At 70.1% G+C, this 26,640-nt stretch carries 21 protein-coding genes; 10 read left to right on the forward strand and 11 right to left on the reverse strand.

What is annotated here, in order from left to right; all coding sequences use genetic code 11:
* Nucleotide 1 precedes the first annotated feature (1 nt).
* From ACWDV4_RS11180 to ACWDV4_RS11190, 3 genes are read left to right on the forward strand one after another with little or no spacing between them, the layout of a single operon-like run.
* Nucleotides 2–1,147 carry an exonuclease SbcCD subunit D gene (locus ACWDV4_RS11180; protein WP_449976834.1) on the forward strand — a complete coding sequence of 382 codons (1,146 nt, stop codon included), beginning with the start codon at nucleotides 2–4 and terminating at the stop codon, nucleotides 1,145–1,147.
* The gene (locus ACWDV4_RS11185) at nucleotides 1,147–3,621 is read left to right on the forward strand and encodes an AAA family ATPase (RefSeq protein WP_449976837.1); all 2,475 of its coding nucleotides are present in this window, start codon (nucleotides 1,147–1,149) and stop codon (nucleotides 3,619–3,621) included. The genes ACWDV4_RS11180 and ACWDV4_RS11185 overlap by 1 nt, the downstream gene beginning before the upstream one ends.
* Before the next feature lie 17 nt (nucleotides 3,622–3,638).
* Nucleotides 3,639–4,604 (forward strand): hypothetical protein, encoded by a 966-nt coding sequence (locus ACWDV4_RS11190; protein WP_449976840.1) that lies wholly within the window; start codon nucleotides 3,639–3,641, stop codon nucleotides 4,602–4,604.
* A 324-nt stretch (nucleotides 4,605–4,928) separates the two neighbouring features.
* Here ACWDV4_RS11190 and sigJ read toward each other — a convergent pair whose 3' ends face one another.
* Nucleotides 4,929–5,828: an RNA polymerase sigma factor SigJ gene (gene sigJ, locus ACWDV4_RS11195; RefSeq protein WP_449976842.1), complete on the reverse strand. Its 900-nt coding sequence runs from the start codon at nucleotides 5,826–5,828 to the stop codon at nucleotides 4,929–4,931.
* 101 nt (nucleotides 5,829–5,929) lie between these two features.
* Here sigJ and ACWDV4_RS11200 point away from each other — a divergent pair, with 101 nt between their 5' ends.
* A complete protein-coding gene (locus tag ACWDV4_RS11200; protein WP_449976845.1) occupies nucleotides 5,930–6,292 on the forward strand; it encodes a hypothetical protein in 363 nt (120 codons plus the stop codon).
* A 125-nt stretch (nucleotides 6,293–6,417) separates the two neighbouring features.
* Here the strand turns inward: ACWDV4_RS11200 and ACWDV4_RS11205 are convergent, their stop codons facing one another.
* Nucleotides 6,418–7,944 (reverse strand): RtcB family protein, encoded by a 1,527-nt coding sequence (locus ACWDV4_RS11205; RefSeq protein WP_449976847.1) that lies wholly within the window; start codon nucleotides 7,942–7,944, stop codon nucleotides 6,418–6,420.
* A 237-nt stretch (nucleotides 7,945–8,181) separates the two neighbouring features.
* Between ACWDV4_RS11205 and ACWDV4_RS11210 the strand changes: the two genes are divergently transcribed.
* The 3 genes from ACWDV4_RS11210 (at nucleotide 8,182) to ACWDV4_RS11220 (ending at nucleotide 11,850) form a co-directional block, all read left to right on the forward strand.
* Nucleotides 8,182–9,054 (forward strand): spermidine synthase, encoded by an 873-nt coding sequence (locus ACWDV4_RS11210; protein WP_449976849.1) that lies wholly within the window; start codon nucleotides 8,182–8,184, stop codon nucleotides 9,052–9,054.
* Nucleotides 9,051–9,971 carry a DNA-3-methyladenine glycosylase family protein gene (locus ACWDV4_RS11215; RefSeq protein ID WP_449976851.1) on the forward strand — a complete coding sequence of 307 codons (921 nt, stop codon included), beginning with the start codon at nucleotides 9,051–9,053 and terminating at the stop codon, nucleotides 9,969–9,971. Before ACWDV4_RS11210 ends, ACWDV4_RS11215 begins: the two co-directional genes overlap by 4 nt.
* Before the next feature lie 355 nt (nucleotides 9,972–10,326).
* A complete protein-coding gene (locus ACWDV4_RS11220; protein ID WP_449976853.1) occupies nucleotides 10,327–11,850 on the forward strand; it encodes a right-handed parallel beta-helix repeat-containing protein in 1,524 nt (507 codons plus the stop codon).
* 148 nt (nucleotides 11,851–11,998) lie between these two features.
* Here the strand turns inward: ACWDV4_RS11220 and ACWDV4_RS11225 are convergent, their stop codons facing one another.
* Both ACWDV4_RS11225 and ACWDV4_RS11230 read right to left on the reverse strand, forming a co-directional pair.
* Nucleotides 11,999–12,430, reverse strand: a complete 432-nt coding sequence (locus ACWDV4_RS11225) for an SRPBCC family protein (RefSeq protein ID WP_449976856.1) — start codon at nucleotides 12,428–12,430, stop codon at nucleotides 11,999–12,001.
* 41 nt (nucleotides 12,431–12,471) lie between these two features.
* Nucleotides 12,472–12,684, reverse strand: a complete 213-nt coding sequence (locus ACWDV4_RS11230; RefSeq protein WP_449976859.1) for a hypothetical protein — start codon at nucleotides 12,682–12,684, stop codon at nucleotides 12,472–12,474.
* A gap of 181 nt (nucleotides 12,685–12,865) precedes the next feature.
* Between ACWDV4_RS11230 and ACWDV4_RS11235 the strand changes: the two genes are divergently transcribed.
* Nucleotides 12,866–13,957 (forward strand): ATP-dependent DNA ligase, encoded by a 1,092-nt coding sequence (locus ACWDV4_RS11235; RefSeq protein ID WP_449976861.1) that lies wholly within the window; start codon nucleotides 12,866–12,868, stop codon nucleotides 13,955–13,957.
* 34 nt (nucleotides 13,958–13,991) lie between these two features.
* Nucleotides 13,992–15,623 (forward strand): alpha/beta hydrolase, encoded by a 1,632-nt coding sequence (locus tag ACWDV4_RS11240; protein WP_449977203.1) that lies wholly within the window; start codon nucleotides 13,992–13,994, stop codon nucleotides 15,621–15,623.
* Between the two features lie 25 nt (nucleotides 15,624–15,648).
* On the opposite strand, the gene ACWDV4_RS11245 is transcribed toward ACWDV4_RS11240, so the two are convergent.
* Nucleotides 15,649–15,957 carry a hypothetical protein gene (locus ACWDV4_RS11245; RefSeq protein ID WP_449976863.1) on the reverse strand — a complete coding sequence of 103 codons (309 nt, stop codon included), beginning with the start codon at nucleotides 15,955–15,957 and terminating at the stop codon, nucleotides 15,649–15,651.
* 64 nt (nucleotides 15,958–16,021) lie between these two features.
* On the opposite strand from ACWDV4_RS11245, the gene ACWDV4_RS11250 reads away from it, so the two are divergent.
* Nucleotides 16,022–16,480, forward strand: coding sequence for a GNAT family N-acetyltransferase (locus ACWDV4_RS11250; RefSeq protein ID WP_449976866.1), 459 nt, complete (start codon nucleotides 16,022–16,024; stop codon nucleotides 16,478–16,480).
* A gap of 188 nt (nucleotides 16,481–16,668) precedes the next feature.
* On the opposite strand, the gene ACWDV4_RS11255 is transcribed toward ACWDV4_RS11250, so the two are convergent.
* The 6 genes from ACWDV4_RS11255 to ACWDV4_RS11280 all read right to left on the reverse strand — a co-directional run bounded on the left by ACWDV4_RS11255 (nucleotide 16,669) and on the right by ACWDV4_RS11280 (nucleotide 26,616).
* Nucleotides 16,669–16,887 carry a DUF6767 domain-containing protein gene (locus tag ACWDV4_RS11255; protein WP_449976868.1) on the reverse strand — a complete coding sequence of 73 codons (219 nt, stop codon included), beginning with the start codon at nucleotides 16,885–16,887 and terminating at the stop codon, nucleotides 16,669–16,671.
* Between the two features lie 56 nt (nucleotides 16,888–16,943).
* The gene (locus ACWDV4_RS11260; RefSeq protein ID WP_449976870.1) at nucleotides 16,944–18,860 is read right to left on the reverse strand and encodes a LamG-like jellyroll fold domain-containing protein; all 1,917 of its coding nucleotides are present in this window, start codon (nucleotides 18,858–18,860) and stop codon (nucleotides 16,944–16,946) included.
* A gap of 217 nt (nucleotides 18,861–19,077) precedes the next feature.
* Entirely contained in the window at nucleotides 19,078–19,758 is a 681-nt protein-coding gene (locus ACWDV4_RS11265; protein WP_449976873.1) for an ABC transporter ATP-binding protein, read from the reverse strand.
* The gene (locus ACWDV4_RS11270; RefSeq protein WP_449976876.1) at nucleotides 19,755–20,762 is read right to left on the reverse strand and encodes an ABC transporter ATP-binding protein; all 1,008 of its coding nucleotides are present in this window, start codon (nucleotides 20,760–20,762) and stop codon (nucleotides 19,755–19,757) included. The genes ACWDV4_RS11265 and ACWDV4_RS11270 overlap by 4 nt, the downstream gene beginning before the upstream one ends.
* Entirely contained in the window at nucleotides 20,759–23,431 is a 2,673-nt protein-coding gene (locus ACWDV4_RS11275) for an FtsX-like permease family protein (RefSeq protein ID WP_449976878.1), read from the reverse strand. Before ACWDV4_RS11275 ends, ACWDV4_RS11270 begins: the two co-directional genes overlap by 4 nt.
* Nucleotides 23,428–26,616, reverse strand: a complete 3,189-nt coding sequence (locus ACWDV4_RS11280; protein WP_449976880.1) for an FtsX-like permease family protein — start codon at nucleotides 26,614–26,616, stop codon at nucleotides 23,428–23,430. The genes ACWDV4_RS11275 and ACWDV4_RS11280 overlap by 4 nt, the downstream gene beginning before the upstream one ends.
* Between the last annotated feature and the right edge of the window lie 24 nt (nucleotides 26,617–26,640).

Raw genomic sequence — 26,640 nt, forward strand, 5'->3', positions numbered from 1 at the left:
CATGAAGATCCTGCACACCTCCGACTGGCACGTCGGGAAGGTCCTCAAGGGACAGTCTCGGGTCCGGGAGCACGTCGACGTACTGGCCCAGGTGGTCGAGATCGCCCGCGCCGAACGTCCGGACCTGGTCATCGTCGCCGGTGACCTCTACGACACCGCCGCACCCACCCCGGACGCCACCCGGCTGGTCACCCGGGCGCTCTCCGCGCTGCGCGGAACCGGGGCGCAGGTGGTGGCGATCGGCGGCAACCACGACAACGGGGCCGCCCTGGACGCGCTACGCCCGTGGGCCGAGGCGGCCGGGGTGGCGCTGCGCGGCACCGTCCGGGAGACCGCCGCGGAGCACATCATCGACGGCGAGACCGCCGACGGCGAGCGGTGGCGGATCGTCGCCCTGCCGTTCCTGTCCCAGCGGTACGCGGTCCGCGCGGTCGAGATGTACGAGCTGACCGCCGCCGAGGCGGTGCAGACCTACGCCGACCACATGAAACGGCTGATCGGACGGCTCGCCGAGGACTTCTCCGCCCCCGACCGGGTGCACCTGTTCACCGCCCACCTGACCGTGGTGGGTGCCCGGCTCGGCGGGGGCGAGCGGGAGGCGCACACGGTGATGAACTACGCCGTACCGGCCTCGGTCTTCCCCACCAACACGCACTACGTGGCGCTCGGTCACCTGCACCGCGCCCAGCAGGTGCTCGGCCCGTGCCCGATCCGCTACAGCGGCAGCCCGCTCGCCGTCGACTTCGGCGAGGAGGAGAACACCCCGTCGGTCACCATCGTCGAGGTCACCGCCACCACCACCGCCAAAGTACGTGAGGTGCCGATCACCGCCGGCACGCCACTGCGTACCGTCCGGGGCACCCTCGACGAGCTGGCCGCCATCGACGACTCGGACGCCTGGCTGCGGGTGTACGTCCGGGAGACGCCCCGCGCCGGGCTGCGCGAGGAGGTGCAGGAGCTGCTCCCCCGGGCCCTGGAGGTACGCGTCGACCCGGAACTGCTGGCCGCTACCGGTCCGCCGCGCACCGCCCAGCGGGCTGGTCGTTCGCCCCGTGATCTGTTCGGCGACTACCTGACCAGCCGGGGCCACACCGACGACGACGTACGTGACCTGTTCCACCAGCTCCTGGAGGAGGTGGAGAAGTAGTGCGCCCCCTACGGTTGGACATGTCCGGGTTCACCGTCTTCCGCGACGACACCACGGTCGACTTCACCGACGCGGACTTCTTCGCCCTGGTCGGCCCGACCGGCTCAGGCAAGTCGACCGTGTTGGACGCGATCTGCTTCGCCCTCTACGGCACGGTGCCCCGCTGGGGTGGTGCCCGGGGCATCGCCAACGCGCTGGCGCCGTCGGCGACCGAGGCCCGGGTGCGGCTGGTGTTCGAGTCGGCCGGTGCCCGCTATGTGGCGACCCGGGTGATCCGGCGCGACGGGCGGGGCAACGTCAAGACCGGCAACGCCGGCCTGCAACTGATGCCGGCCGGCTTCGACGTGACCAAACTGGACACCGGGATGAGCCCGGACGACCTGGGTGAGGTGATCGCCGGCACCCCGGCCGAGATGGAGCAGGCGGTGCTCGACGCGGTCGGGCTGCCGTACGAGCAGTTCACCAGTTGCGTGGTGCTGCCGCAGGGGCAGTTCGCCGACTTCCTGCACGCCAAGCCGGCGGCCCGGCAGGAAATCCTGGTCAACCTGCTCGGGCTGGGCGTCTACGAGCAGGTCCAGAAGCAGGCCACCGCCCGGGCCACCGAGGCCGAGGCGCGGGTCACCGCCGTGGACCGGCTGCTGGGCGGGCTGACCGGGGTGGACGACGAGGCGCTGGCCGAGGCGGAGGCGCAGGTCACCGCGATGCGTACCCTCGCCGCCGCCGTGGCGGACGCCGTACCGGAGCTGCACCGGGCACAGCGGGCGGCGGCCGAGGCGACGGCCGGGCTGACCGCCCTGGATGCCGAGATCGCCGAGCTGGACGCGGTACGCCCCCCGGCCGGGGTGGACGCCGTCGCCCGGGCGGTGGCGGTGGCCCGGGGCGAGATCGCCGACACCACCGCTGCCGTCGCGCTGGCCGAGGAGCGGGAGGAGAAGGTTCGGGGCGAGCTGGCCGGGGCCGGTGATCCGGCCGCACTGCGGTTGCTGCTGCGGGCGCACGCTGACCGGGATCGGCTGGCCGGCGAGGCGGACACACTGCGGGCCGGGCTGGTCACCGCCGAAGCCGCACACACCCGGGCGGTCGACGCGCTCGGGCAGGCCCGGGCCGAGGCCGACCGGGCCACTGACGCGCTGGAGGAGGCCCGCCGGGCCTACCAGGAGGCGCAAACCGCCGATCGGGCCGCCGCGCTGCGCGCCCAGCTCACCGCCGGGGACAACTGCCCGGTCTGCACCCAGCCGGTGCACACCGTGCCCCCCGTACCGGTGGGGGCGGCGGTGACCGCCGCGGAGGCCGCTGGCAAGGCGGCCCGGGCCACCGCCGACGCCGCTGCCCGGCTGCTCGCCGAGCGGGACGCCGCCGCCCGGGAGCTGCAACGTGCCCTGGACCGGGCCCGGGACCGGCACGACCAGCTCGGCAACCGGCTGGCCGACCTGGACGCACAACTGGCCGACTCCCCCGGGCCGGCGACGCTGGAACGCGAGTTGGCGGCGGTCTCCACGTTGCAGCGCGACCTCGACGAGGCGGGTACGGCGGTGCGGGCGGCCCGGGAGTCCGCCCGGCGGGCCCGGGACGGCTTCGACACCGCCGAGGACCGGCTCCGCGCGGCATGGCGGGACTTCGACACCGCCCGGGACCGGGTGGCTCGGCTGGCTCCACCCGCCGCCGACCGGGACGACGTGGCGGCGGCCTGGGCCGCGCTCTGCGACTGGGCCACGGTGCAGGTGCTGCGCCGCCGGGCCGACCGGGTCGACGTGGCCGGGGCGGTCACCGAGGCGCACGCCGCCGCCGAAGCGGCCCGGGAACGGATCGCCGGTCTCTTCACCGCCGCGGGGCTGGCCCCCGACGACGACCCGGTACGCGGCGCGGCGGTGGCGGTGGAACGCGCCGAGGCCGAGCAGCGGCGGCTGACCGAACGCCGCGACCAGGCCCGGCAGCTGACCGAGGAGCGGGCCGGGCACGAGCACGAGGCCCGGGTCGCCAAGACCCTCGCCGGTCACCTGCGGGCCAACAACTTCGAGCGGTGGCTGCTGGCCGAGGCGCTCGACCTGCTGGTCGAGGGGGCGTCGGGGATCCTGCGGGAGCTTTCCGCCGGGCAATACGAGTTGGCCCACGACAAGGGCGAGTTCTTCGTGGTCGACCACCACGACGCGGGGCTGCGCCGGGGCGTACGGACCCTCTCCGGCGGGGAGACGTTCCAGGCGTCGCTCTCCCTGGCACTGGCCCTGTCGGAGCAGCTAGCCGGCATGTCCACCACCTCGGCCAGCCTGGAGTCGATCGTGCTCGACGAGGGGTTCGGCACGCTGGACGCGGCCACCCTGGACACGGTGGCCGCGACGTTGGAGAGCCTGGCCGCCCGGGGTGACCGGATGGTGGGCGTGGTAACCCACGTACCGGCCCTGGCCGAACGGGTGCCGGTCCGGTTCGAGGTACGTAAGGACGCCCGCACGGCCCACATCGAGCGCACTGGCCTATAGGGCTACCAGGAGGCATTGTGACCCGCTGGCATGTGGACGGCTGGAACCCGGCCTATGGCACGTCGTTCGACCAGGGCGAGGCCGCTGGTGGCCCGACCACCGAGAGCAGTGCCCAGGTCGACACCGACGTCGAGCTGAAGTCCGATCAGTGGCGTCCGCTGTCGGCCCCGGCCGGGCTGCTTCCACCACCGGTGGTGCTCCTCGTCGACGGGGTACGTCGCATCGACGCGGGACTGTGGAGCCGGGAGTCGGACGGCACGTCGTACCCGGGGATCGCCGCCTCGTACGCGGCCGGCGTGGTCCGCTGCGACCTGGCCCGGGGGGCGGCCGAACTGGTGACCCGCCGGGTCGACCGGGGGTTGTTCACAGCGAGCCAGGAGGCTCCGGAGCTGATCGCCGGCACGGTCCGCTACCGGGTGCACCGGGTCGGCACCAGCGACGCGGCGAAGCTCAGCCAGACCGTGCAGGGGCCGCTGACCGAGCTGGAGGTGGAGGTCTCCACCGAGGCCCGCCGGGGCACGGTGGGTGATGACGATCTGCTCATCGTGGACGGTCCGCTGCGGCGTCGGCGCAACCTGCCGCGCACCCTGGGCTACGTCAAGACGCAGCAGGGGAAATACCTGTCGGCGCAGTTGGCGGCGGTGGTGACCACGCTGGAACCGGGTCAGCGCTGCCCGGTGTTCCGGGTCGGTACGGCCTGGGGCGGCTACTCGTGGTACATGCGGCTGCCCGGCCCGTCCGGTGCACCGTGGGCGGGCATCGTCCGCGTCGAGTGCTCCACCGAACTGGACGTGGCGGAGGCGATCGCCCTGGCTGACCTGTCCCTGGTGACGCTGCCGCCGTTCGCCTCCACGTCCTACAAGGATCCCCGGGCCCCCCAGAACCTGATTCCGATCGCCGGTTTGGAGCGTCGACTGCGCAGTCTGCTCGGCGACGCACGCCTGCTGCACCGCGCGCTGACCATCGGCGCCGCCCGGCGTTGAGGTTAGGAAGGGCCCCTTCTTATCGCTTTTTGTAGAGGAAGGGCCCCTTCCTAACCACCCTCACCGTCTACGGCCGGCAAGCATCCCGACACATACCGACACCGCGTCTGCGGAGCGAGTGGCCGGGCGACGGCCGTACCGACGACGACACCGCTCGCCGCGCACCAGACGAGCAACAGGTGGATCATGCGTAGGCGGCCCGTTCGGCGCGGGTAACGGCGATGCGCTCCTACCTGATGTCGCCTGGTCGGAGTTCTCGTCGTCGGGTTCGGGTGGCAAGCAAGACCGCCTGACCCCACCCGGCGTCGAGGCTTGGAAGGGCCACTAGCTGTCCCGCCCCCACGGCCGCAGCTTCTCCGGATTGCGGACCACCCAGATCCGGGTAACGCGGCCGTCGGCGACCTCGAACGAGGCTACGGTCATGACGGTGCCGGCATGCTGGGCCACCAGACCCGGCACACCGTTGACCGACCGCTCCAGGAGTTCGAGCCCCGGAGCCTTGTCGGCGATGGCGATCATGTACTGGGCGATGCGTACACCGCCTTCGATCGGGTGTAGCACGGTACCGACCAGGCCGCCGCCGTCGGCGGTCATCACGGCCGCCGGGTCGAGAAGGTCGACAAGGGCCGCGATGTTCTTGGTCTCCCATGCCTCTTTGACCTGCCGTACCGCCTCGGCCTGCCCGGTCGCCGCCATCGGAGCCCGCGCGACGCGCACCCGCCGCCGGGCGGAGGCCGCGAGCTGTTTGCAGGCCGCAGGGGTCCGGCCGAGGACGTCGGCGATCTCGGCGAAGGAGTACCGGAAGACATCGTGCAGGACGAACGCCACGCGCTCGGCAGGTGTCATCGACTCCAGGACGACGAGGAAGGCCATGGTCACCGATTCGTCCAGGACCATCTGGTCGGCGGGGTCGATGCCATGGCTGTGGTCCCACTCGGCGTGGTCGGGCAGCGGATCGGGCAACCACGCGCCGACATAGCGTTCCCGCCGGGCCCGCGCCGAGCCGAGCACGTCCAGGCAGATGCGGCCGGTCACCGTCGTCAGCCAGGCGCCGGGGGACACGATCTCGGCCTGCCGAGATCGTGGCAGCGCGTACCAGCGCGCGTAGGCCTCCTGTACGGCGTCCTCGGACTCGGCCAGTGAACCGAGCAACCGGTAGGCGACATTGAGCAGTTGGCGCCGCTCACCGGCTATCTCATCGGTGCTCGCCCCAGCCGCCGCCATGCTCCCGACCGCCTCCTCGCCTTACCTTTCGCAGGCCCGCGTCGTCGCACTGGTGAGACCTTATCGACTTACTGCCCCCGGGCGGGAAAGGGGACCGTGGCATGGCAACCCAGGCGACGGCACAGCGCCACTTCTCGTTTCTACAGATCGCGATCATCCTGCAAACCCTGACCATCTTCCTTCAAGCGGTCTCCGCCGGACTGCTGCTGACCTCGTCCTACGGAGGAACGCTGCACGATGTCGGAAGCCGCGTGATGTACGGGGCATCGATGTTGTACGTGCTCGCGGCGGTGCTGGCGTGGAAGCCGGGCGGCGGCTCGCCCCGGCCCGTCTGGCACGCGTCCGGATTCCTTGTCCTTGCCTCGGTTCAGGTCGTGGTCGGGATCGCGCACATACCGTCGGTCCACCTCCCCCTGGGCGTCCTGATGTTCGGACTGAGCGTGCTGGCGCTGGCGCGCCGCTGAAAGTCCGATACCGGGATACCGGGATCAGTTACGGCCGGTCTGGCGGATCAGGCCACGTCAGGGGCCCCGCTCGCCTACTGTGCTGGCGAGCGGGGTCCAGGCGCTAACCTCTCGGGGCGGTGCAGCTATCCCTTGACCGTCAGGATCGGTCGAAGTTCGGCGACCGGCTGGGCCACTTCGGCCCGGCTCAGGCTGCCCACGACCGGACCGATCTCCTTGTACGCCCACGGCGCTTCCTGTTTCAGGTCGCGGCGCCACGCGTCGATGATGTCGCGGCGAGCGGAAACGGCCGGGTCCCGATGGTTGAGCGGAGTCACCACCCGGAACTCCCGGAGGAAGGCGTCCAGCTCTGCCTCGCCGCCCCGGGCGGCCACGCCCCGCGGAATGCTACGTCCGGCACCGTGGCAGGCACTGGCGAGCGCCCGGGTATTGCCCAGTCCACGGAGCAGGAAGCTGGGCGCACCCATCGACCCGGGTACGATCACCGGCTCGCCCCAGAGCCGGCCCGGTCCCGACCCGTCATCGCTGACCCCACCGGCCGGGGTGGCACCCTTGCGGTGCAGCACCGTGCCGTCCTCGTCGGGCCAGAGCAGGTTGTGCGGCGCGTCGTAGACCAGCTGCGAGCGCAGCTCACCGGCGATGGCGGCAAGTCCGGCGCGCATCATCAACGCCAGGAAGAACCGGTTGCCGATGGCGAAGTTCGCCGCGTTGGCGAGCGCGGTCAGGTAGCGCTCCCGGGCTGGCGCGCTGCGCTCGTCGAGCAGGATGGGCAGGATCCGGTTACGGGGCATCGGCACGTCCCGGGGCCAGACCGCGCGGGCCTGATCCTGTCCGGTGGCGTTGGCCTGGTGCCCCAGGGACAGCGAGCCGCTGTGCACCATCGACACGACCCGGCCGGGGGCCAACCCCCAGGCGTACGCCGTCGGTCCATCGTGGATGGCGGAGACGTACTGTAGCTCGGCGAAGTGGTTGCCACCGCCGACGCTGCCGATGATGCTGTCGTAGCTCGTGCCGCCGCCACTGGTGATCCAGTCACGGAAGCCTTCGGCGGAGTCGACCGGATAGCCGGCGGCGTGTAGTCGCCCGCCCAGGTCGATGTCCGTCGGGACCACCTGCCCCCAGGCCCCGTCGGCACCGACCGGGACACCGTTGGCCAGCAGCCCGGGTAACCCGTCGCGCAGCAGGCCCTCCCGCTGGTCAGCGGTGAGCCCGATCCGACGTCCGCCCTCGAAGAACAGGTGGCGCAGGTGACGTTCCAGCTGGTCGAGGTGTGGGCGGACCTCTTCGACGGTCAACGAGGTGACCTCGACCCGCATTCCGCAGTTGATGTCGTTGCCGACCGCCTGTGGGATCAGCGCGCCGACGGTACGCAGCACCGTGCCGATCGGGATGCCAGCTCCCTTGTGGAAGTCGGGGGTGCAGACGACCCGGTCGATACGCGGCGGGACGTCGCGGGCCGGGCTGTTCTTGGCGAGTGCGTTCAGGGTGTCGGCGGTCTCCAGCACGGTCAGCAGTTCGTCGACCGCTGCGGTTTCGATCGGGACATCGGGCCCGGCGCAGATCTCGACCGGGATGTTCGCCGGATTGGGCAGGGTGAGCCAGGAGTCATCGGTACGGACCAGGCGCGGATCGAGGCGCTTGGAAACGGACATACGGGTGCCTTTCATGGCTGCCGAGAGGTGGGTACGAGCGAGCGACACGTGCACCGGCACGGGTCGACGGAACGGGTCGACGGAACGGGTCGAGGAAACCGTTCGACGAAACCGGTCGAACGCCCGTAACTGTGTGGTGGTGTGCCCGACGGTTCAGCAGCCGCGAGGTCGGCCCCAGCATAGAGATCGGCTCCATCCGCCGCGACCCGGTTTCCGCAGCCGGGGATACTGGCACCCGTGGCACGTAAACGGGGGTCTGACCGGGTGGTCGGCGAGGTCGACACGGGTCTGGCCGAACTGGTGCCCGATCCGGACCGACCGCGCTCGTTCACGCTGCTGCTGGACGGGACCCCGCAGTCGCACGTCGACCTGGCCGACCCGACCCACCTGGAGTTCGAGTACGTCCGCCGGATCGCCGCCGCCATCGACCTGCTCGCCCCGCCCGGTCGGCCGGTGCGCGTACTGCATCTGGGCGGCGGGGCGCTGACCCTGCCCCGGTACGTCGCGGCCACCCGCCCCGGCTCCAGTCAGCGGGTCGTCGAGATCGACGGTCGGTTGGTCGAACTGGTGCGGCAGGAGTTGCCGTGGTCGGCGCAGGCCCGGATCCGGGTCCGGGTCGGGGATGCGCGCCAGGTGCTCACCGAGGCCCGCGATGGGGCGTACGACCTGATCGTGGCCGACGTGTTCGCCGGTGCCCGTACCCCGGCTTCGCTGACCTCGGCGGAGTTCGCCGGTGAGGTGGCCCGGGTGTTGGCCCCCGACGGCAGCTACCTGGCCAATCTTGCCGATGGCCCACCGCTGCGGTACGCCCGCGCGCAGGTCGCCACGGTCCGTACGGTGCTGCCCCGGGCCTGCCTGATCGCTGACGCCCCGGTGTTGCGTGGTCGGCGTTACGGCAACCTGGTGCTGGTTGCCAGCCGGGTCGAGCCGCCGGTGCCGGAGCTGACCCGACGGGCGGCGGGTGACTGGTTCCCGGGCCGGGTGTTGGCCGGCGACGACCTGGACCGGTTCGTCGGCGGTGCCTCGGTGGTGGTTGACGCCTCCGCCCAGCCCTCGACGCCACCACCACCCGGGGCGTTCGGCGTCGGGCGTGACAGAGTGGGCCGGTGACCGAGACCGAGCCGGTGGTGACCCGGACGCTACGTCCGCCGGACAACTACCAGTTCACCGCCTCGGTCCGGCTGTTGGCGATGGGCGCACACGACCCGTGTGCCCGATTCGTCGACGGAGTGTTCTGGTGGTCGACCCGGACGCCGGACGGCCCTGGGGTGTTGGCCCTGCGGCGTACCGGTGGGGAACTGGTCGCGGCCGGGTACGGGCCGGGGGCGACCTGGGTGGTCGAGCAGGCCGACGCGGTGGCGGGGCTGCGCGACGACGTGTCGGGGTTCGCGGAGTTGGCCGCCGGCCATCCGGTGGTCGCCCGGCTGGCCCACGAGCATCGGGGGCTCCGGCTGCCCGCCACTGGTCAGGTCTTTCCCCGGCTGTTGCGGGCGATCTGTGAGCAGAAGGTCACCGGCAAGGAGGCGTTCCGGGCGTACGCGGCAACGGTCCGACACTTCGGTCGTCCCGCCCCCGGCCCGGTACGGGGGCTGTGGGCTCCGCCGGAGCCGGCCGACATCGCGGCAGCGCCGTACTGGGCGTTCCATCCGTTCGGTCTGGAGCAGCGACGGGCCGACACGCTGTGTCGGGCGGCGGCGGTCGCCGACCGGCTGGCCCGCTGCACGACCTCGGCCGAGGCGACACGGCGGATGACCGCGATCCCGGGTATCGGCCGGTGGACCGCCGCAGAGGTGGTCCGGGTCGTATTCGCCGACGCGGACGCGGTGAGTGTCGGTGACTTCCACGTCCCGAACATGGTGGCCTGGGCCCTGGTCGGCGAGGCCCGGGCGGACGACGCGCGGATGCTCGAGTTGTTGGAGCCGTTCCGAGGGCATCGTGGGCGGGTCTGCGTACTGCTGGCAGCTGCTGGGCGATATGCGCCTGCCTTCGGCCCGCGAATGCCATTGCGGTCGTTCGCCCGATTCTGAGCTATTCAAAAGCTGTCTGGGGTATTCCGCTGCAATTCTGCGGCATCCGGGTAGCACTGCGCGCTATGTACGTTTCTTGCTCGGGTAACGGAATACAGCAATGTGCGGTTTGTCCAGCTGCTGGGCGCTGCGGACCTGACCCGACATCTCGTCCACGAAGTCAGGACTCATGGCCTTTGCCCGATTTTGTGGCAAAGAAAAATGAACCCGATGTGTAGTTGATTCACGAACGCCCTCGCCAGGCAAAACACCGCTTTACGGTGACTGTTAATGGCTACAGCCTATTTGTAGCCTTGCGCACCATCTGAGGTGGTGCGGCCGTGTCTCGTATGGAAGTAGAGCAGGAGGACGTCCGATGTCCGAGCAACGCGGAAACCCCAAGGACTCCGGCCAGCCAGCAGCACGGAAGAACAGGCGACGGTCCCGGTGGTTCTTAACCGGGGGTCTGGTGGCCGGAAGCCTGGTGGCCGGGGCGGCCGGCCTGACCGGCGTACTGGCGCTGGGCGGACCGGATAGCACGAAGAACCTGGGGCTGCCGAACCTGCCCGACGTCTTCAACAGCGCCCGCCCGGCGGGCGACGCAGAGGGCGGTCAGGACCAGAAGAACAAGCACGCCGACAACCAGGGCGACGAGCGCGGGAACGACGAGGGCTCGCGCAACGGTGGCGAGTGGAACGGCAAGGGCAAGGGCAAGGACCCGCGCCAGGGTGGCCAGGGCCACGGCTCGAACCACGGCGACGAGGAGGACAAGTACGCCAAGGAGGTGCGCTGCAACTCCGACGACCTCATCGCCGCCATCGTCAAGGCGAACGCGGGTGATGGTGCCACGCTCAAGCTCGCCGAGAAGTGCACCTACACCCTCACCGCGTACCAGTACGACAGCGGTCTCCCGACGATCGTCCAGCCCATCACCATCAAGGGCAACGACTCGAAGATCGTCCGCGCCGCCAACGCCGCCAAGTTCCGGATCTTCACCGTTGGCGGTGCTGGCCAGCTCACCCTGATCAAGACCACCGTGGAGGGTGGCTTCGACACCACCTCGTACGGTGGCGGCGGGATGTTGGTCCAGACCGGCGGCCGCGCCAAGGTGATCGACAGCATCTTCAAGCGCAACAACGCCACCAACTCCGGCGGCGCGATCTCCAACCAGGGCACCACCACCCTGGTCAAGACCGCCATCGCCAACAACAGTGCAGGCGACTCGGGTGGCGGTGTCTACACCGGCCCCTCCAGCGACCTGGTCGTCGAGGACTCCTGGCTGACGTCCAACAGCACCGGCGACAACGGCGGTGGCCTGGCGAACTACAACGGGTACGCCACGGTGAGCAAGACCGAGATCATCCACAACAACGCGAACAACGGCGCCGGTGGTGGCCTCTTCAGCGGCAACGGGGCCACCAGCATCATCAAGCACAGCAGTCTCAGCAACAACACCAGCGGCACCGGTGGTGGTCTCGCCAACAACAGCTCGACCACCAAGCTGCGCGACAGCAAGGTGAGCCGCAACACGGCCACGAATGGTGGTGGTGGCGTCGCCAACAACGGCACGTTCGTGGCCGAGAAGAGCGAGATCAACGGCAACACCACCCAGGGCAACGGCGCTGGTATCAACAGCACCGGGGGCAGCGTCGTCCTACACGAAAGCAAGATCGAGTACAACAGCGCGAACGGTTCGTACTCCCAGGCTGGCGGAATCTACAACCTGAACAGCGCGCTCTCGCTCACCCAGACCAAGGTGATCGAGAACAACGCCAACAAGAAGCCCGGTGGCATCTGGACCAACATCACGCCGACGGTGGACCGGAAGTCGGTCATCATCAAGAACCGGCCCACCAACTGCGTCGGTAGCCCCGCCGCGGTGCCCAACTGCTTCGGCTGAGCCGGCTCAGGCGAGGTATGACGGTCGGATAGGACCGCCGGAGAGACGGTCGCTACCACCGCACGAGTAACAGGCGCATCCGGCTCCGTCCGGGCTGATCAGCCAGATCGGCCCGCTGGCGGAGCCGGATGCGCCGTTTCGCGTACGACTAGGTCACCTCACCGGACTCGCAACGGTGCTTGAGCCCCTCCGCCTCCAAGTGCAGATAGCGGCGGGTCAACGAGGAGGTCAACCAACCGACCAACGGGGCGAGCAGGCCGGAGTGTTCGATCGTCAACTCGGCGCGTACCCGGTTGGGGGCGACCGGCACGATCCGATGACCTGCCACGGTGGTCACCCCGCCGCTGGTGGCTGTCCAGACGAACCTGTTCCCCGGATCCAGTTCGGTGACCTGCCAGATCGCCGGACGGAGTCGAGGCTGCTCCAGTCGGGTCCGACTGCCCACGGTCAACGGCCCCTCGTCGAGGCGCCGCACCCGGGAGACCGACTCCGCCCACTGGGGCCACTGTTCGACGTCGACCCAGACCGTCCAGACAAGGTCGGCGGGGGCGGCAATATCGACGGACTTCTCCGCTCGCATGCCCATAGATTAACGTCGCAGAATCGACGCCAGCCGTCGGGTCAGCCGACCTCATGCAGATCGGCCAGGGTCAACGGCGTACGGGCCCGCAGCAGCGCCTCCAGGTCGATGACCGTAGCCACCTCACCGAGCACGTCCCGACCACCACCGAATTCGGCGCGATAGCACCGGACCAGGCGATAGAGGTACCGCCCATGGATCTGCTCGACGCTGACCTGCCAGCGTCCGCAGCAGTCGCAGACCCATCCCCGCACCGGGCGAAGATAGCTCCGACCAGCAGCTACACCGAGGGGCTCGGGAGTCGAACGGGGCTGGTGTGACAAATGAGAAAAATGCGCCTAGTGACCTGCGACACGATCTCCGACACCGGCCCCAGCTGCGAATATTCGGCACACAATGCCGTTTCTTGACGCACCTGTCTGGTTCACTGGCGGAATGCAGCTGCCGATCAACCCACCGGTCGAACCGATGCTCGCCAAGAGCGTGCCGCAGCTTCCCACCTCCGACGGCATGACCTACGAACCGAAGTGGGACGGGTTCCGGTGCATCGTCTTCCGTGACAGTGACGAGGTCGAGCTGGCCAGCCGAGGCGGCAAGACCCTGACCCGCTACTTCCCCGAGGTCGTCGCACAGGTCAAGCAGCAGTTCCCGACCCGGTGCGCGATCGACGGCGAGCTGATCCTGATCCGGCGCGACGGCCCGGACGGCGCTCCCCGACTCGACTTCGAGCTGCTCAGCCAGCGCATCCATCCGGCCGCGTCCCGGGTGCGCATGCTGGCCGAGACCACCCCGGCCGACTTCGTCGCCTTCGACGTACTCGCCCTGGACGACGAATCCCTGGTCGACCGGCCCTACCCGGCTCGCCGGGCCCGCCTGGAGGCCGCGCTGAAGGGTGCCGTCGCGCCAGTACACCTCACCCCGGTCACCACCGACCTGGGCACCGCCCGGCGCTGGTTCGAGATCTTCGAGGGCGCCGGCCTGGACGGGGTGATCGCCAAACCGGCCGATCTGCCGTACACGCCGGGCAAGCGGCTCATGTTCAAGGTCAAGCACGCCCGTACCGCCGACGTGGTGGTGGCCGGGTTCCGCTGGCACAAGTCCGGCCCGGTGGTCGGCTCGCTGCTGCTCGGCCTCTACGACGAGGCGGGCACCCTGCACCACGTGGGGGTCTGCGCCTCGTTCACCGCCGCCCGTCGCGCCGAACTGCTCGACGAGTTGGCCCCCTACCGCAGCGACGTGGTCGACCACCCCTGGGTGGGCGGCGACGAGACCGGCGGCCAGCGGATTCCCGGCGCGCCGAGCCGGTGGACCGGCACCAAGAACCTGGAGTGGGAGCCGCTGCGGCCGGAACTGGTGGCGGAGGTCGGCTACGACGCGATGGAGGGCGACCGGTTCCGGCACACCGCCCAGTTCGTCCGCTGGCGGCCGGACCGCCAGCCACGCTCCTGCGGGTACGCCCAACTCGACCGCCCGCTCCGCTTCGACGTCGACCACGTGCTTGCCGGCGATCCGACCGCGACGGCCTAACCAACCGGCAGCACGGGTTAGCCTGATGATCGAGATGATCTGGAGGAGTCAGGTGTCCCCAACTCGCCGTACCCGCCCTGGGAGGCAGTCGCGTACCCGCCGTGGCACCCGGTCGGCGCTGGCCGGCGTACTCGCCGCCACCCTGGCCGTCTCCGGCTGCACCCTGCCGAAGCTCGGTCGCGACGGTGGGGACGCCCGCTCCCGGCCACAATCCGGGAGCGGCCCACAGTGGCGACCGTGCCCGGAGACCGCTCGGGAGCTGACCGGCCGCACCGCGCCCGACATGACGTACGAGTGCGCCACCATCGCCGTACCCCGGGATTGGCTTGCCGCCGGCACGGCCGGTGCCACCGCGAGCCCCGGCGCCCCCGACACCTTCGAGATCGCCCTGCTCCGGGCCCGATCGAGCAAGCAGCGGGACCGGATCGGTTCGCTGGTGCTCAACCCGGGCGGTCCGGGCGGCTCGGGCGTCGACATGGCGGTCTACCTCTCGTTCGGCCCCAGCTTCGGCGGGCTGCCCGACGAGGTGACCCGGCGGTTCGACATCGTCGGCTTCGACCCGCGCGGCGTGAAACGGTCCAGTCCGATCAAGTGCATCCCCGACGCCGACCTGGACGCCTCCTTCGGCGCTGACCCGGACCCGGACGACCAGGCCGAGTTCAACGAACTGTTGGCGCTCAACAAGCGGATCGGCACCGGCTGCGGCGACAAGTACGGCGACACTCTGCGTCTCTACTCCACCGAGCAGACGGCTCGGGACATGGACGCGATACGCGCCGCCGTCGGCGACGAGAAGTTGACCTATCTCGGCTACTCCTATGGCACCCTGCTCGGCGCGACGTACGCACAACTCTTCCCGCGCAACATCCGGGCGATGGTGCTCGACGGCGCGATCGACCCGCAGGAGGACTTCCTCGCCGGTTCGGAAGGCCAGGCCAAGGGCTTCGAGCGGGCATTCGACAACTTCGCCGAGTGGTGTACGCGGACGCCGGGCAGTTGCCCGATCGCCCCGGATGCCCGCGCGGCGGTGACCAGCGCCATCGACAAGGCACGGTCCTCACCGGTACGCGGTGCGGGCCGCCGGGAGGCCACCCCCGGTTGGGTCTTCTACGCGGTGATCTCCTCGCTCTACACCGAGGCGAGCTGGCCCCGGCTGGCCACCGCCATCGAGGACCTGGAGAACGGCGACCCGAAGGGCGTGTTCAACCTCGCCGACCAGTACGCCGAGCGCGACCCGGACGGGACCTACTCGAACATGTTCGACGCCAACCTGGCGATCAACTGCGCCGACGAGGAGGCCAAGCCGACGCTGGCCCAGGTCCGGGACCTGCAGTCCCGCTGGCGGCAGAAGTATCCGCTCTTCGGTGCCTCGCTGGCGGTGGGCATGCTCGGCTGCACGGAGTGGCCGGGGCAGCGGGACCCGTACCCGACCGGCCCGGCCACCGGAGCGCCACCGATCCTGGTGGTCGGTACGACCGGCGACCCGGCAACGCCGTACGAGCAGACGCCGAAGCTCGCCGAGATGCTCGGAGTGGGGCGGGTGCTCACCTGGGAGGGTGAGGGGCACACCGCCTATCCGCAGACCAAGTGCATCACCGATGCTGTCGACGCGTACCTGGTCGGCCTGACGGTCCCCCGCGAAGGACTACGCTGCCCGGCCCGGTAAACCGGTCGGCCCATCGACAGTCCCCTCAGGACTTGCGTTGGGCATCTTCCTTCGGTAGCCGGAATCCGCGCTGGTTGAGCCAGATCATGAGACCTAGCCCGGCGGCGACGAAGACCAGGATGACCGGGCCGGGCGGCACGATCTGGGCCACCGCCAGGAACCCGAACGCGGCACCGAAGAGCAGCCAGTGGTACGCGTACGCCCGTGCGGAAGGGAACGGGGCCAGCCACCGCTGTGGTGCCCGGCCGGTTACCAGTACGAAGACCGCCCAGGCCAGGCTGGCAACGGCCCAGAGTGAAGTGGCCAGCAGTGCGATGTTTCTCGTCAGCTCCATGTCGCTTCTTCCTCAATCCGGTGGCGGAGCCATCAACATACATAGCTGTGCCAGGCTGTAGATCATGGAGAAGCTCACCTTCCGGACCGCCCAGCGGGACGACGTGCCGGCGATCGTGGCGATGCTGGCCGACGACGGGCTCGGCAAGGGCCGCGAGGTCGTGGGCGAGGAGGTGGACGCCGCCTACTGGGCCGCCTTCGCCGAGATGGCCGACGACCCGAACAACATCCAGGTCGTCGTGGAGGCCGGCGGCGAGGTGGTCGGCACCCTGCAACTGACCTACATCCGCTCCCTCACCCGCCGGGGTGGGTTGCGCGCCCAGATCGAGGGCGTCCGGGTACGCGCCGACCAGCGCGGGGCCGGCCTCGGCCGCACCATGATCAAGTGGGCGGTGGACCAGGCCCGCGAGCACGGCTGCAACCTGGTCCAACTCACCACCGACAAGCGCCGGGGCGACGCGCACCGGTTCTACGCGTCGCTGGGGTTCCAGGCCAGCCACGAGGGCATGAAGCTGAACCTGTAGTCAGTGGAGGCCGTACGCCCGGACCGACCTGAATGGAACGAGCCCGCGCTGGGGAGCCCACCCGGAGATCAGCACGAACACACCCACGCGGCCAGAAACGTGCTCAAAAGCAGATTTCCGAAGAGCGCGATTTCCTTCATCCCTGCCATGGCTGCCCCCGTGCCGGTGCTGGTGAGCTACCCGGGACTCTACCTACCGGCATCGAGGAGGCTTGTTCGCTGCGGCGACGGACGGCGACTGTTCAGCCGGGCCTGCCGCAGCCCCTCGCGCAGTTCGTCGTCGGACATGACCAGGTAGACGAGACCGCAGTCCTGGGGGCCGGTCACGTCGACCTGGCACAGGGTGCACGGCTCTCCTGGCCGAATCGGGCACTTCGCATCCGGCCGGATCCCCGAACGACTACCCATGCATCTACGATGCCAGGCGAGTTTGCCCTGCTGGTAGGGCCTTTCGACCCGGCCGGTTACGGGAAGAGGTAGATGTCCCACCACTGGCCGCCCTGTCCCTCGATCGTCACCTGACTACTGCTCGACATGCCACCGTAGGTGCAGGACAGCTCGTACGTCCCCGGGGCGATGCCACGGAAGGTGTAGACCCCGTCTGGGCCGGTAACGGCCTGCATTCCACCCGGGGCAAGCTGGACGACGGCCCCGGCCACCGGCATGAAGGTCGACGTGTCGAACACCGTGCCGGTCAAGCTCACGTCCGTTGTCACGGTGAACTGCCCTGCGGACATATGGCCAACGCGGTTGCCGTCGTCAACGGCGATCGCATACAACGGCCGCTGACCGGTGACGCTGCCAACGTCGATCGTCACGCTGGCGGTGCCACCGGGTGTGGTCGCGACCACCTCCGTGTTCAAGGTGGTGCCGCCGACGCTGTAGCGGAACTTCGTCACGTTACTGTCGCCGCCAGCGTCGAGTACGACGATGAGCTGACCACCCACCGATGCGGTGCTGCCGTTGGGGAACGAGATCGACGGTTGCAGTGGCACAGCCATCTGGGCCAGGTTGGTCGGGGTCTCGACGTAGTTGTAGATCCGTACGTCGTCGACGGCCCCGTCGAAGTAGCCGGCATCGACACCGTTCCACCTGCTCTTGCCGATCGTGACGTCGCCGGTGGCGTTGAACCCACCGGTCAAGACCGAAGTTGAACTCTGGGCCACGCCGTTGACATAGAGGGTCAACTGCCCGGTCGCCGCGTCGTACACCGCCGCCAGATGGGTCCAGCTACCGGCCGTCGGCACCGCATCGGAAAATACGCTGAACAGCGCTGGATCGTCCGCGTCCGCGCCGGCCATGTGGAAACGCCACCGGTTGTCCAGCCCCGAATAGCCCAGGGCGTAGGCAGCCGTCCGGGAACCGTTGGCAGCCACGACCGTGGACTGCCCGGCCCCACCGGTGGCGGCAAGGCGTACCCGAGCAGTGACGGTGAAGCTGGTGTCGGTACGCACCGGTGTCATCACCGCAGTGTCCGGATGTGGCGTCATTGCCGGTCCGGTGGTGGTCGCGTACGCCGTTGATCCATTGAGCGACAACGCACCACCCACGCCGCCCCGGCCGGTGGTCCGGGTCGCACCACCGGTCAACGTCGCCGTGTTGCCGTGCTGCCGCCCATCGGTAGCGTCGCCACTGGCCTCGTCGAAGTTCCAGGTGGCTGCCGGGCCAGCCGGGGCCCGTACGGTGAAGGTGTAGGTCTGTGGGGTCGTCGAGAACCGGCCGGCATCGTCCTTCGCCCACACCCGAAGCGTGTTGACTCCGTCGTGCACCGGGTTGATCGTGATCGTCGCACCATGATCCGTGGGGCGAGCGGGCACAGTTGGGGCACCGGCAAACACACCCGAGTCAAGCGTCCAGGCGTACTCCTTCACCTCATGTGCACGCTCCGACGGCGGGGCCACCTCGAAGGCTCCCGGAAGCCCCACCCCACCGTGTGGCGCTCCGTCGGCCGGATAGTCGACCGACGTCACGGTTCCTGGTGCCGGTGGCGGCGTCGTATCCACAGTGAACTCGCAGGTGTCCGACCAGCCACCGAATTCAAGACCATCCCAGGTACGGGACTGCCAGACGTAGGTCGAGCCGTCGGTCAGCCGCCCCGACGGGATTGTCACCGACACCGATGACGGATTGCCCGCCGACTGGGACAGCTTGTCCGTCTCGTTACGTGCCCCACCCTGCGGCCACCAGTAGAACGACGTGGTCAACGACTGCTGACCGGAATCCGGGTCGCCCTGCATCGCGGCCAGTACCGGGGTCGTGGTCAACACATAGGGCCGGCCTGGGCCGGTAACACAAGGCTTCCCGTCGGACAGTTGATTGGTGGGGGCATTCGGGACGGATGCCGCCGCAGGCGAAGCGGGCAGCACCACGACACCAGCCATGGCAAGGACCATCAGTGCTGCTCGTCCTCGGCCGATCCGCAAGTAAGAACAAGACAGCCAAACACGTTCGCGGAGCATGCAGTCCCCCATGGTCCATCTACAGCACAGCATGGCGTGGCCACAGTACCCGAGAAAGCGATGCCCTCCGATATTTAAGTTGATCGGCCACCTGTCAGAGCGAGGGCTCCACCCGGCGAGGAGAGCACCGCCCCCGCCGCTACCCCTCGACCAGCCGCCCGTCCCGCAGCACCAGGGTCCGGTCGGCCAGATCGATCAGCGCCGGATCGTGCGTCGCCACCAGGGCGGTCATCTTCCGGGCGTGCACCACGGCCCGCAGCAGGTCCATGATGGACCGCCCGGTTTCCGAGTCGAGCTGACCAGTCGGCTCATCGGCGATGAGCAGGGCCGGATCGTTGGCCAGGGCGCGGGCCACCGCCACCCGCTGCTGCTGACCGCCGGAGAGCTCGTTGGGGCGCTGCGCCGCGTGCGCGCCCAACCCGACGAGTTCCAGGAGTACGGCCACCCGCTCCTCCCGCTGCGCCGGGGGCACCTTGGTCAGCCGCAGCGGAACACCCACGTTCTCGGCGGCCGACAGGATCGGGATCAGGCCGAAGGTCTGGAAGACGTAACTGACCTTGGTTCGGCGCAGGTCCAACAGTTCCTGTTCGCTGGCGGCGGTGACGTCCTGCCCGGCCACCACCACCCGGCCGGTGTTGGGCCGGTCCAGCCCGCCGATCAGGTTGAGCAGCGTGGTCTTGCCCGCCCCGGACCGGCCCCGGACCGCCACCAGCTCCCCCTGCCGGGCGCTGAAGGACACCTCCCGTACGGCGTGCACCGCCCGTTCACCACTGCCGAAGGTGCGGCTGACCTTCTCGACGCAGACCATTTCCGTACTCATGCTGTTGTCTCGTTTCGCTCGCCGGGTCGTACGTCGTCCCGCTCACCGGGTCTTACCTCAACGTGATCGGGTTCCAGGTTCAGTCGGACCCGGTCGCGCAACGACAGCGCGTCGACAAAAGCCGCCGGCAACTGCAGCCGCCCGGTCCGGTCGAGCACCGCGTACTCCTCGCTGACCAGCTCGGTGCTGCCGTCGGCGGCCGTCCGGGCGGTACGGCGTACCTCCGAGGCGGTCCGGCCGTCGCGGATCGCAACGGTTCGACGGACATGGTCGGCCACGGCATGGTCGTGGGTGACCACGACGACGGTGACCCCCAGCTCTGCGTTGATCATCTGTAGTGCGCCGAACACCTCGGCACCGGTCGCCTCGTCCAGTTCGCCGGTGGGTTCGTCGGCGAAGAGCACCTCCGGGTCGTTGGCCACCGCTACCGCCACCGCGCACCGCTGCTGCTCACCACCGCTGAGCTGGCCCGGCCGACGGTCGGCGCAGTAGCCCACGCCGACCAGGTCCAGCAGTTCCCGGGCCCGCTCCCGGCGGGCCCGACGGGAGCGCCGGCCGGCCAGTTGCATCGGCAGCTCGACGTTTTCCAGCGCGGTCAGATAGGGCAGCAGGTTGCGGCCGGTCTGCTGCCAGACGAACCCGACGGTGTGCCGGCGGTAGCGCAGTCGGCTCTTGGTGGACATGGTGAGCAGGTCGAAGTCGGCCACCCGGGCGATCCCGGCGGTGGGGGTGTCCAGCCCGGAGAGGATGTTGAGCAGCGTCGACTTGCCCGATCCGGAGGCACCCACGATGGCCAGCAGCTCGCCCCGGTCGATCACCAGGTCGAGCCCCTGGAGGGCGACCACCTCCACCCCCTCGGTCTTGAAGATCCGCACCAGTCCGTCGCAGACGATGTGTCCCCGCAGCCGGTCGGCCCCGCCGGCCCGCGCGGCGGCCTGCTCCGCCGCGCGCTGCTGCAGGGAGGCGAGATCGGGTACGGCATTTCGCTCTGCGGTGGTTGTCACGGTGTCTCCTCTCCGAGCCGGAGCACGTCACCGAGACGCATCCGACGGTTGATCGTGGTTTCCAGCACGGTGGCGACGAGCAGGGCGAGCACCCCGAAGACGGCGATTCCGACCACCAGCGTGGGTTCGAAACTGATCCGTACCGGGAGGCCGTCGGTGAAGGTGGACAACCCGAGCACCGGGGTCAACACCAGTGGCAGCAGCGCGCCGACCGCCGCCCCGGTCAGCAGCGAGACCCCCAGCAGCGGGGCAAGTTCCATCAACAACAGGCCCCGCCACTGTCGGGCGGACAACCCCATGGTCCGCAGCCGAGACAGCACCCGTCCCCGGGCCCCGGCTCCGGCGAGCACCACGAAGGCGACGGCCAGCAGCCCAAGAACGCCGCCCCCGACCGCCCCGGCACCAAACCCGAAGAAGAGCAGCCCGTTGGCCCCGCCCGCGGCCAACTCGGCACGGACCCTGGACCATTCCGTGAGCGTCGGAGGACTCCCCGGCAGCCGACCGGTGCCCAGGCCGCTGCTGTAGTAGCGCTGCTGTCCCTCGACGCCGGCCTGCTGCAATGCAGCCGGATCGTAGCCTTCCCCGGCGACCAGGAAGCCGGTCGGGACGAGTTGCTGGTCCGGTGTGGACGGCAGCGCCTGCGCGGGCAACACCAGGAACCGCTCGCTGGATCGGGCGATCATCGGGAACGTCTCCTCGACCGCGGCGATCTGGAACTCGTAACGCCGGTTCTGGACCGAGATCGCGGCGGGTCCGGAGAGTTCGGCGGCGACCTCGGGAGACGCCAGGGCGGGCACCGGTCCGGATCCGGCGACCGCGCCGGTCAGCGTTGCCGGCAGTTCGACCATGATGCCCGCCTCGGCCGCCAACCGCCGGAACGCCGGCAGGTCCAGCACCATCACCTGCACCTCGTCGAGGCCACTCGCCCCACCGTCGGTAAGCATGATCCGCTGCCCCGACTGGCTGGTCAGCCCGGTCACCGCACGAACGCCCGGCAACGCGGCCAGCGCCTCGGCGGTGTCCGGTGCGAGCCGGTCAGCGGTGAGCAGGGCATCAGCCGGCACCACATGATCGGCGGCTCGGTCCCGGCCGTCCTCGATGGCAGTCCTGGCGACCGCACAGAACCCGGTGGTGGCCACCGCGAGGATCACCACGATCAACGGGGTGCTGGCGACCGATCGGCTGGCCCGGGCCAGGCCAAGGAAGGCGACGGTGCCCCGGCCACGTGCCGACAACCGCCCGAAGAGTCGTACCGGCCAGGGGTAGACGCGCAGCACGACCAGGGCCACACCGACGGCGAGCAGCACCGGCACCAACATCAGCAACGGATCCACAGCTCCGCTGGTCAACCCGCGCCGATAGAGCAGGACGGTGCCGAGTACGGCGAGCACCAGCACGGAGATCTCCACCGTCAACCGCCGGGTCAGCCCGGCCGGGCCGCGCGTCTGGCGGCGCTGGACGTGGCTGGGCCGGCTCAACCCGACCGCCAACGGTACGGCGAGTGTGATCAACACAGCTCCGAGTACGACGTACCAGGCGGTGCCGCTGGCCCGCCCCGGTACGGCCAGCCCGACCGCCCAGCCGAGCGCCATGGCCAGCGGCACCACCAGTAGCGCTTCGGCGAGACTCCGACCCGCGATCGAGCGCCACCCGCCACCCCGGGCCCGGAGCAGGCCGAACTCCTCGCGGCGACGACGGACGATCAGCCCGGCGGATAGCCCGATCAGGCCGGCGAGGGTGGCGAGTACCCCGGCCGAGATGATCGCGAGCACGGTCCGAGCCGAGGCGAGGGCCGCCAGGAACTCGCGCAGCATCTTGTCGATGCCCTGGGTCACCTTCAGCTCGCCCGGCAGTGTGCGGTTGAGACGTACCAGGGCGTCGATGACCGCTTCGGCCTGGGCCGCGTCGAACCGGGCCGGGTCGACCCGGTAGCGCCACTCGAAACTGGTCGGTAGGAGGTTCATCAGCGCTTGGAGCCGGACGAAGTTGGTCACCACCACGGCGGTGTAGGGCATTCCGTCATCCGGTGGTGGGACCACCTGCAGGGTGGGCGGCAGCGAATCCCAGACCCCGTTGCCCGGATCGTGCGGCCGAAATATCCCGACGATCTTCAAGTCGAGCGCCGGTACGCCCGGCTTGTTCGTCCGTAACCGGTGACCAGCCCGCATGCCCAACTCAGCTGCGGCGCTCTCGGCCATCGCCACCTCGACCGGCTCACCAGAACTCGGATTGGTGTCCGGCCAGCGTCCGTCCACGATGGTGGCGGCAGTCTCGATCCCGCTCGACGCGCGCAGCGCCAGTTCGGTCCAGAAACCCTTGCTGTCCGGGTCGAGTCGCTCGACCACGCTCGGCGGGGTCTGGGCGGTGAACCACTCCTCCCCCACCAGTCGACTCACCTCCGGCGACATCTGCTTCCGCAGCACCGCCAACCGCTCCGGTCCGACCTGATCACGCATCGGCGTGGCCATCGTGTAGGTGATGTCCCGACTGGTGGGTGGCTGGCCGGCCATCTGCTCGCGCAGCCCCTCGTCGGTCAGCCGGTTGGCGATCCGGGGCACCGAGGTCACCAGCAGGGCGACCGCCATCGCGAGCACCGCCACCAACAGGTAGTGCCCCCGGAACGCCCAGACCCGGCGTAGCGCGCCCATGCCGCCCCCACGCCCCGTCATCGTTCTCCCCCGATTCGTAGTTGGGCAGCGGCGACGCGCTGCCGGACAGTGGCGGCGATCAGGCCGCTGAACAGCATGGCGACCAGCAACAGCCCGATTCCGATCGCGCCAACCGGCAGCCAGGGCAGTTCGAACGCCGGCTCCGGCACCGGCCGACCAGCGGCCGGGGTCAGAATCACCATCGGTGCCACAGTCGCGCTGACCGCGCCGCCAACCACCAGGCCCACCACGACCCCGATGCTGGCAAGGAACGCCTGCTCGGTGACGAGGGCCCGGGCCAGCAGCCGGGGCCCCGCGCCAAGGGTGTGCAGCACCGTCAGTTCGGCCAGTCGTCGTCGGGCGGTCGCCCACACGTCGACCCCGAGCCCCACCAGGGCGAGCAGGACCGCACCGAGGGCGGCAGTGAGCAGGCCGCCCCGGGCCCCCAACCAGTACGGCTCCCGCCCCGCCTCACGGGCTACCGCCAGCCGGTCCTGCACCGTCGCCCCCGCAAGTCTCGCCGCCGCCTCGGCCGCCTCGGTGTGCTGCCCCGGGTTGGTGGCGAGCCACCACTCCGACGGTGGTCGCACCGTCATGCTGCCGTGCAGCATCCGGACCACCGCCGACGGCAGGTCCAGCAGCAGGGCAGCGGAGTCGTCGTCAGTACCCGGCAGCGCCTCCGCCACCCCCAACACGACGATCGGCACCGAGGCCCCGGAGAGCCGCACCGTCACGGTCTCGCCCACCTCCACACTCAAGGCACTGAGCACAGCCGGGGTGACCACCGCCGGCACCGGGGCCTCCCCTGGGTCGCCGGTCACCACAAACCGGAGGTAACCCTGGTACCGACCCTCTCTGTCCAGCGGCACGGGGTAGTTGGTGCTCACCACGCCCGGGGTGGCACCGGTCAGCGCCAGGTCGTACTGCCTCCCGTCCACCACTGACCACTTGCCGGTCCCCAGGTCGACCGGTTGACTCGTACCGTCCGACCGGGACAGGCTCAGCTCGGTCAGGCGTAGCCCGTAGCCGCGTGCCAACGCGACCCCGACATCGATGTCGAACCCGACGAGCCGCAGCGGCTGGCCTCCGGCGTCCGGCAGGTCGACGGCGAACCGGACCTTGCTGCCTGCGCTGTCGGTACGGGCCAGTGGTATGCGCAGCAGCCGGCCGTCCGGGCTGGTGAAGAGGGCGCTGGTGGTCACCAACTGCGACTGGGTGGCCTCCCACGCCACGATGCTGGCCACACCGGTGAGCTTCCGGTCCTCCGGGGAGAGGTCGACCCCGGTGGCGGTGACCCGGGCCGCCGTCATCCGGTCGAAGAGTGCTCGGGGGGTGTCGTCGACCAGCCGATTACTGAACCGCATCACCTGGTCGACGGTGGCGGCGTCGAGCGCCAGTACGGTGGCCGGGCTCTCCGTCGAGCCGAGTCGGACATCGTCCCGCCAGGCCGGTGCCACCGCCCGAACCCCGGACAGCCCGGCGAGTTGGGTGGAGCGCTCGACGGGAGCGACCCCGCCCCGCTCGGTGACCCGCAGGTCCGCGCCGATCCGATGGTCGGCCTGGTCGGTCAGCGAGCGTTCCCAGGTGGCGCTCAGCGAGAAGGCCAGGGTGCTGCTGCCAACGGCGAGCGCCAGCAGCAGCACCGGACCAGCGTGCGGCCGGCGACCCGCCTGCCACATGCCGATCATGGTCGCGGTCCAGGGCCTCCGGTCCACGAACCGCTCCGCGAACCGGGTCGCCGGCGGCAACAGGCGCAGCGCGATCACCGCACCGGCGAGCACGCCCAGGATAGGCGCGGCAGCGAGCAGCGGGTCGATCCCGAGGCTGTCGCCGGTGCCGGCCAACGGGGAGGAATACTGCCGCAGCTGGAACCAGGCCAGGAGCGCCAGCGCCACCAGCGCGATGTCGACACTGGCCCGCTGGACCGTCGCCGACCGGTCCGGCCGGGACCGGGCGGCCAGGTCCGCGATGTAGGTGGTGCCCCGCCGCAACGCCGGGCCGAGCATCATCAACAGACACCCGCCCCCGGCCACGCCGGCCACCAGCCAGGTGAGCAGGGTGAGCTGCGGATCGAGCGCCAGCCCGGAGAGCAGGCTGCTGCGGTCGGCGTACCGCAACACCTGGCTGGTCAGCAGCGGGGCGAGCAGCGCACCCGGCAGCACCACCAGCGCCGCTTCCCGGGCGGCGAACCCGGCCAGTTGGTGTCGGGCCGCGCCCCGGGCCCGCAGCAGGGCGTTCTGGGCCCGCCGGTCCTCGTTGAGCAGTGCCGCAACGAGCAGCAGCGCGTACCCGCCGATGACGACAATGAGCAACAGTGGGGTGAGCAGAGCGGACCGGCCGACCAGGTCGGCCCGGGCCAGCCGCTCGCCGAGCCGATCAATGGCGGTGAGCGCCTGTCCGGAGGAACCGAGGCCGGCCTGGGCAGGCAGGTCGGCGGCAGCGGCCTCCGCGTCCCGCACGACATCGGCGAGCACGGCCGCATCAGCACCCCGAAAGTCCGGTTCCACCAGCCAGCTCACCGAGGTCGTACCGGTGAAGGTCCGGGCGAAGTCTGCGGGGTCCAGCACGAACGGCCCGTACGCGATGGACGAGCTGACCGCATCCGGGGCGAGCAGCCAGTACGGATCCTGTACGTCCCGGGGCTGCCAGATGCCGGCCACCACGACCTCGCTGGCCTGCTTGGTGGCCCGATCGGTGAGCGGAATCCGGCTGCCGACGGTCAGCCCCAGCCCAGCGGCGACCCGCTCCGGCAGCGCAACCTGCATCGGGGTGCCGCCCGGGGCCGGCCAGGTACCGGCGAGAAGTTCGGCGTGCTCCGGCAGCCCTTCGAGGGTCACCATCGCGGCGAAGACCGGTTCGCCGTTGCTGGGTGCCGCCGCGCCGAGGTCCCCGGTCAATTCCCGACCGGTGCCGTACCGGGCGGCGGTCACCGTCGTCGGCTGGCCGCCCAACCCTGCGGTGAACCGGGCCCGGACCGCGGTGTCCCGACCAGCGAAGTCCGCCGGGGTCCGGCCACTGGATCCACTGATCAGCAGGCTGCGCTCAGCTGCGGGCGCGGCCTGCACCACATTGCGCTGACCGGCTTCGATCGCCTGTTGGTTGTAACTGGCCAACCCGGTGACCAGCACGGTCGCGACAGCCGCCGCCACCCCGGCTGCCAGCAGAAGTCCCCTCGCCTGGCGTGCCCGTCGTAAGACCAGCCTCATGTACGCCTCTCCGGGCTCCCCACG

This window comes from Micromonospora sp. NPDC003197, from assembly GCF_053590565.1.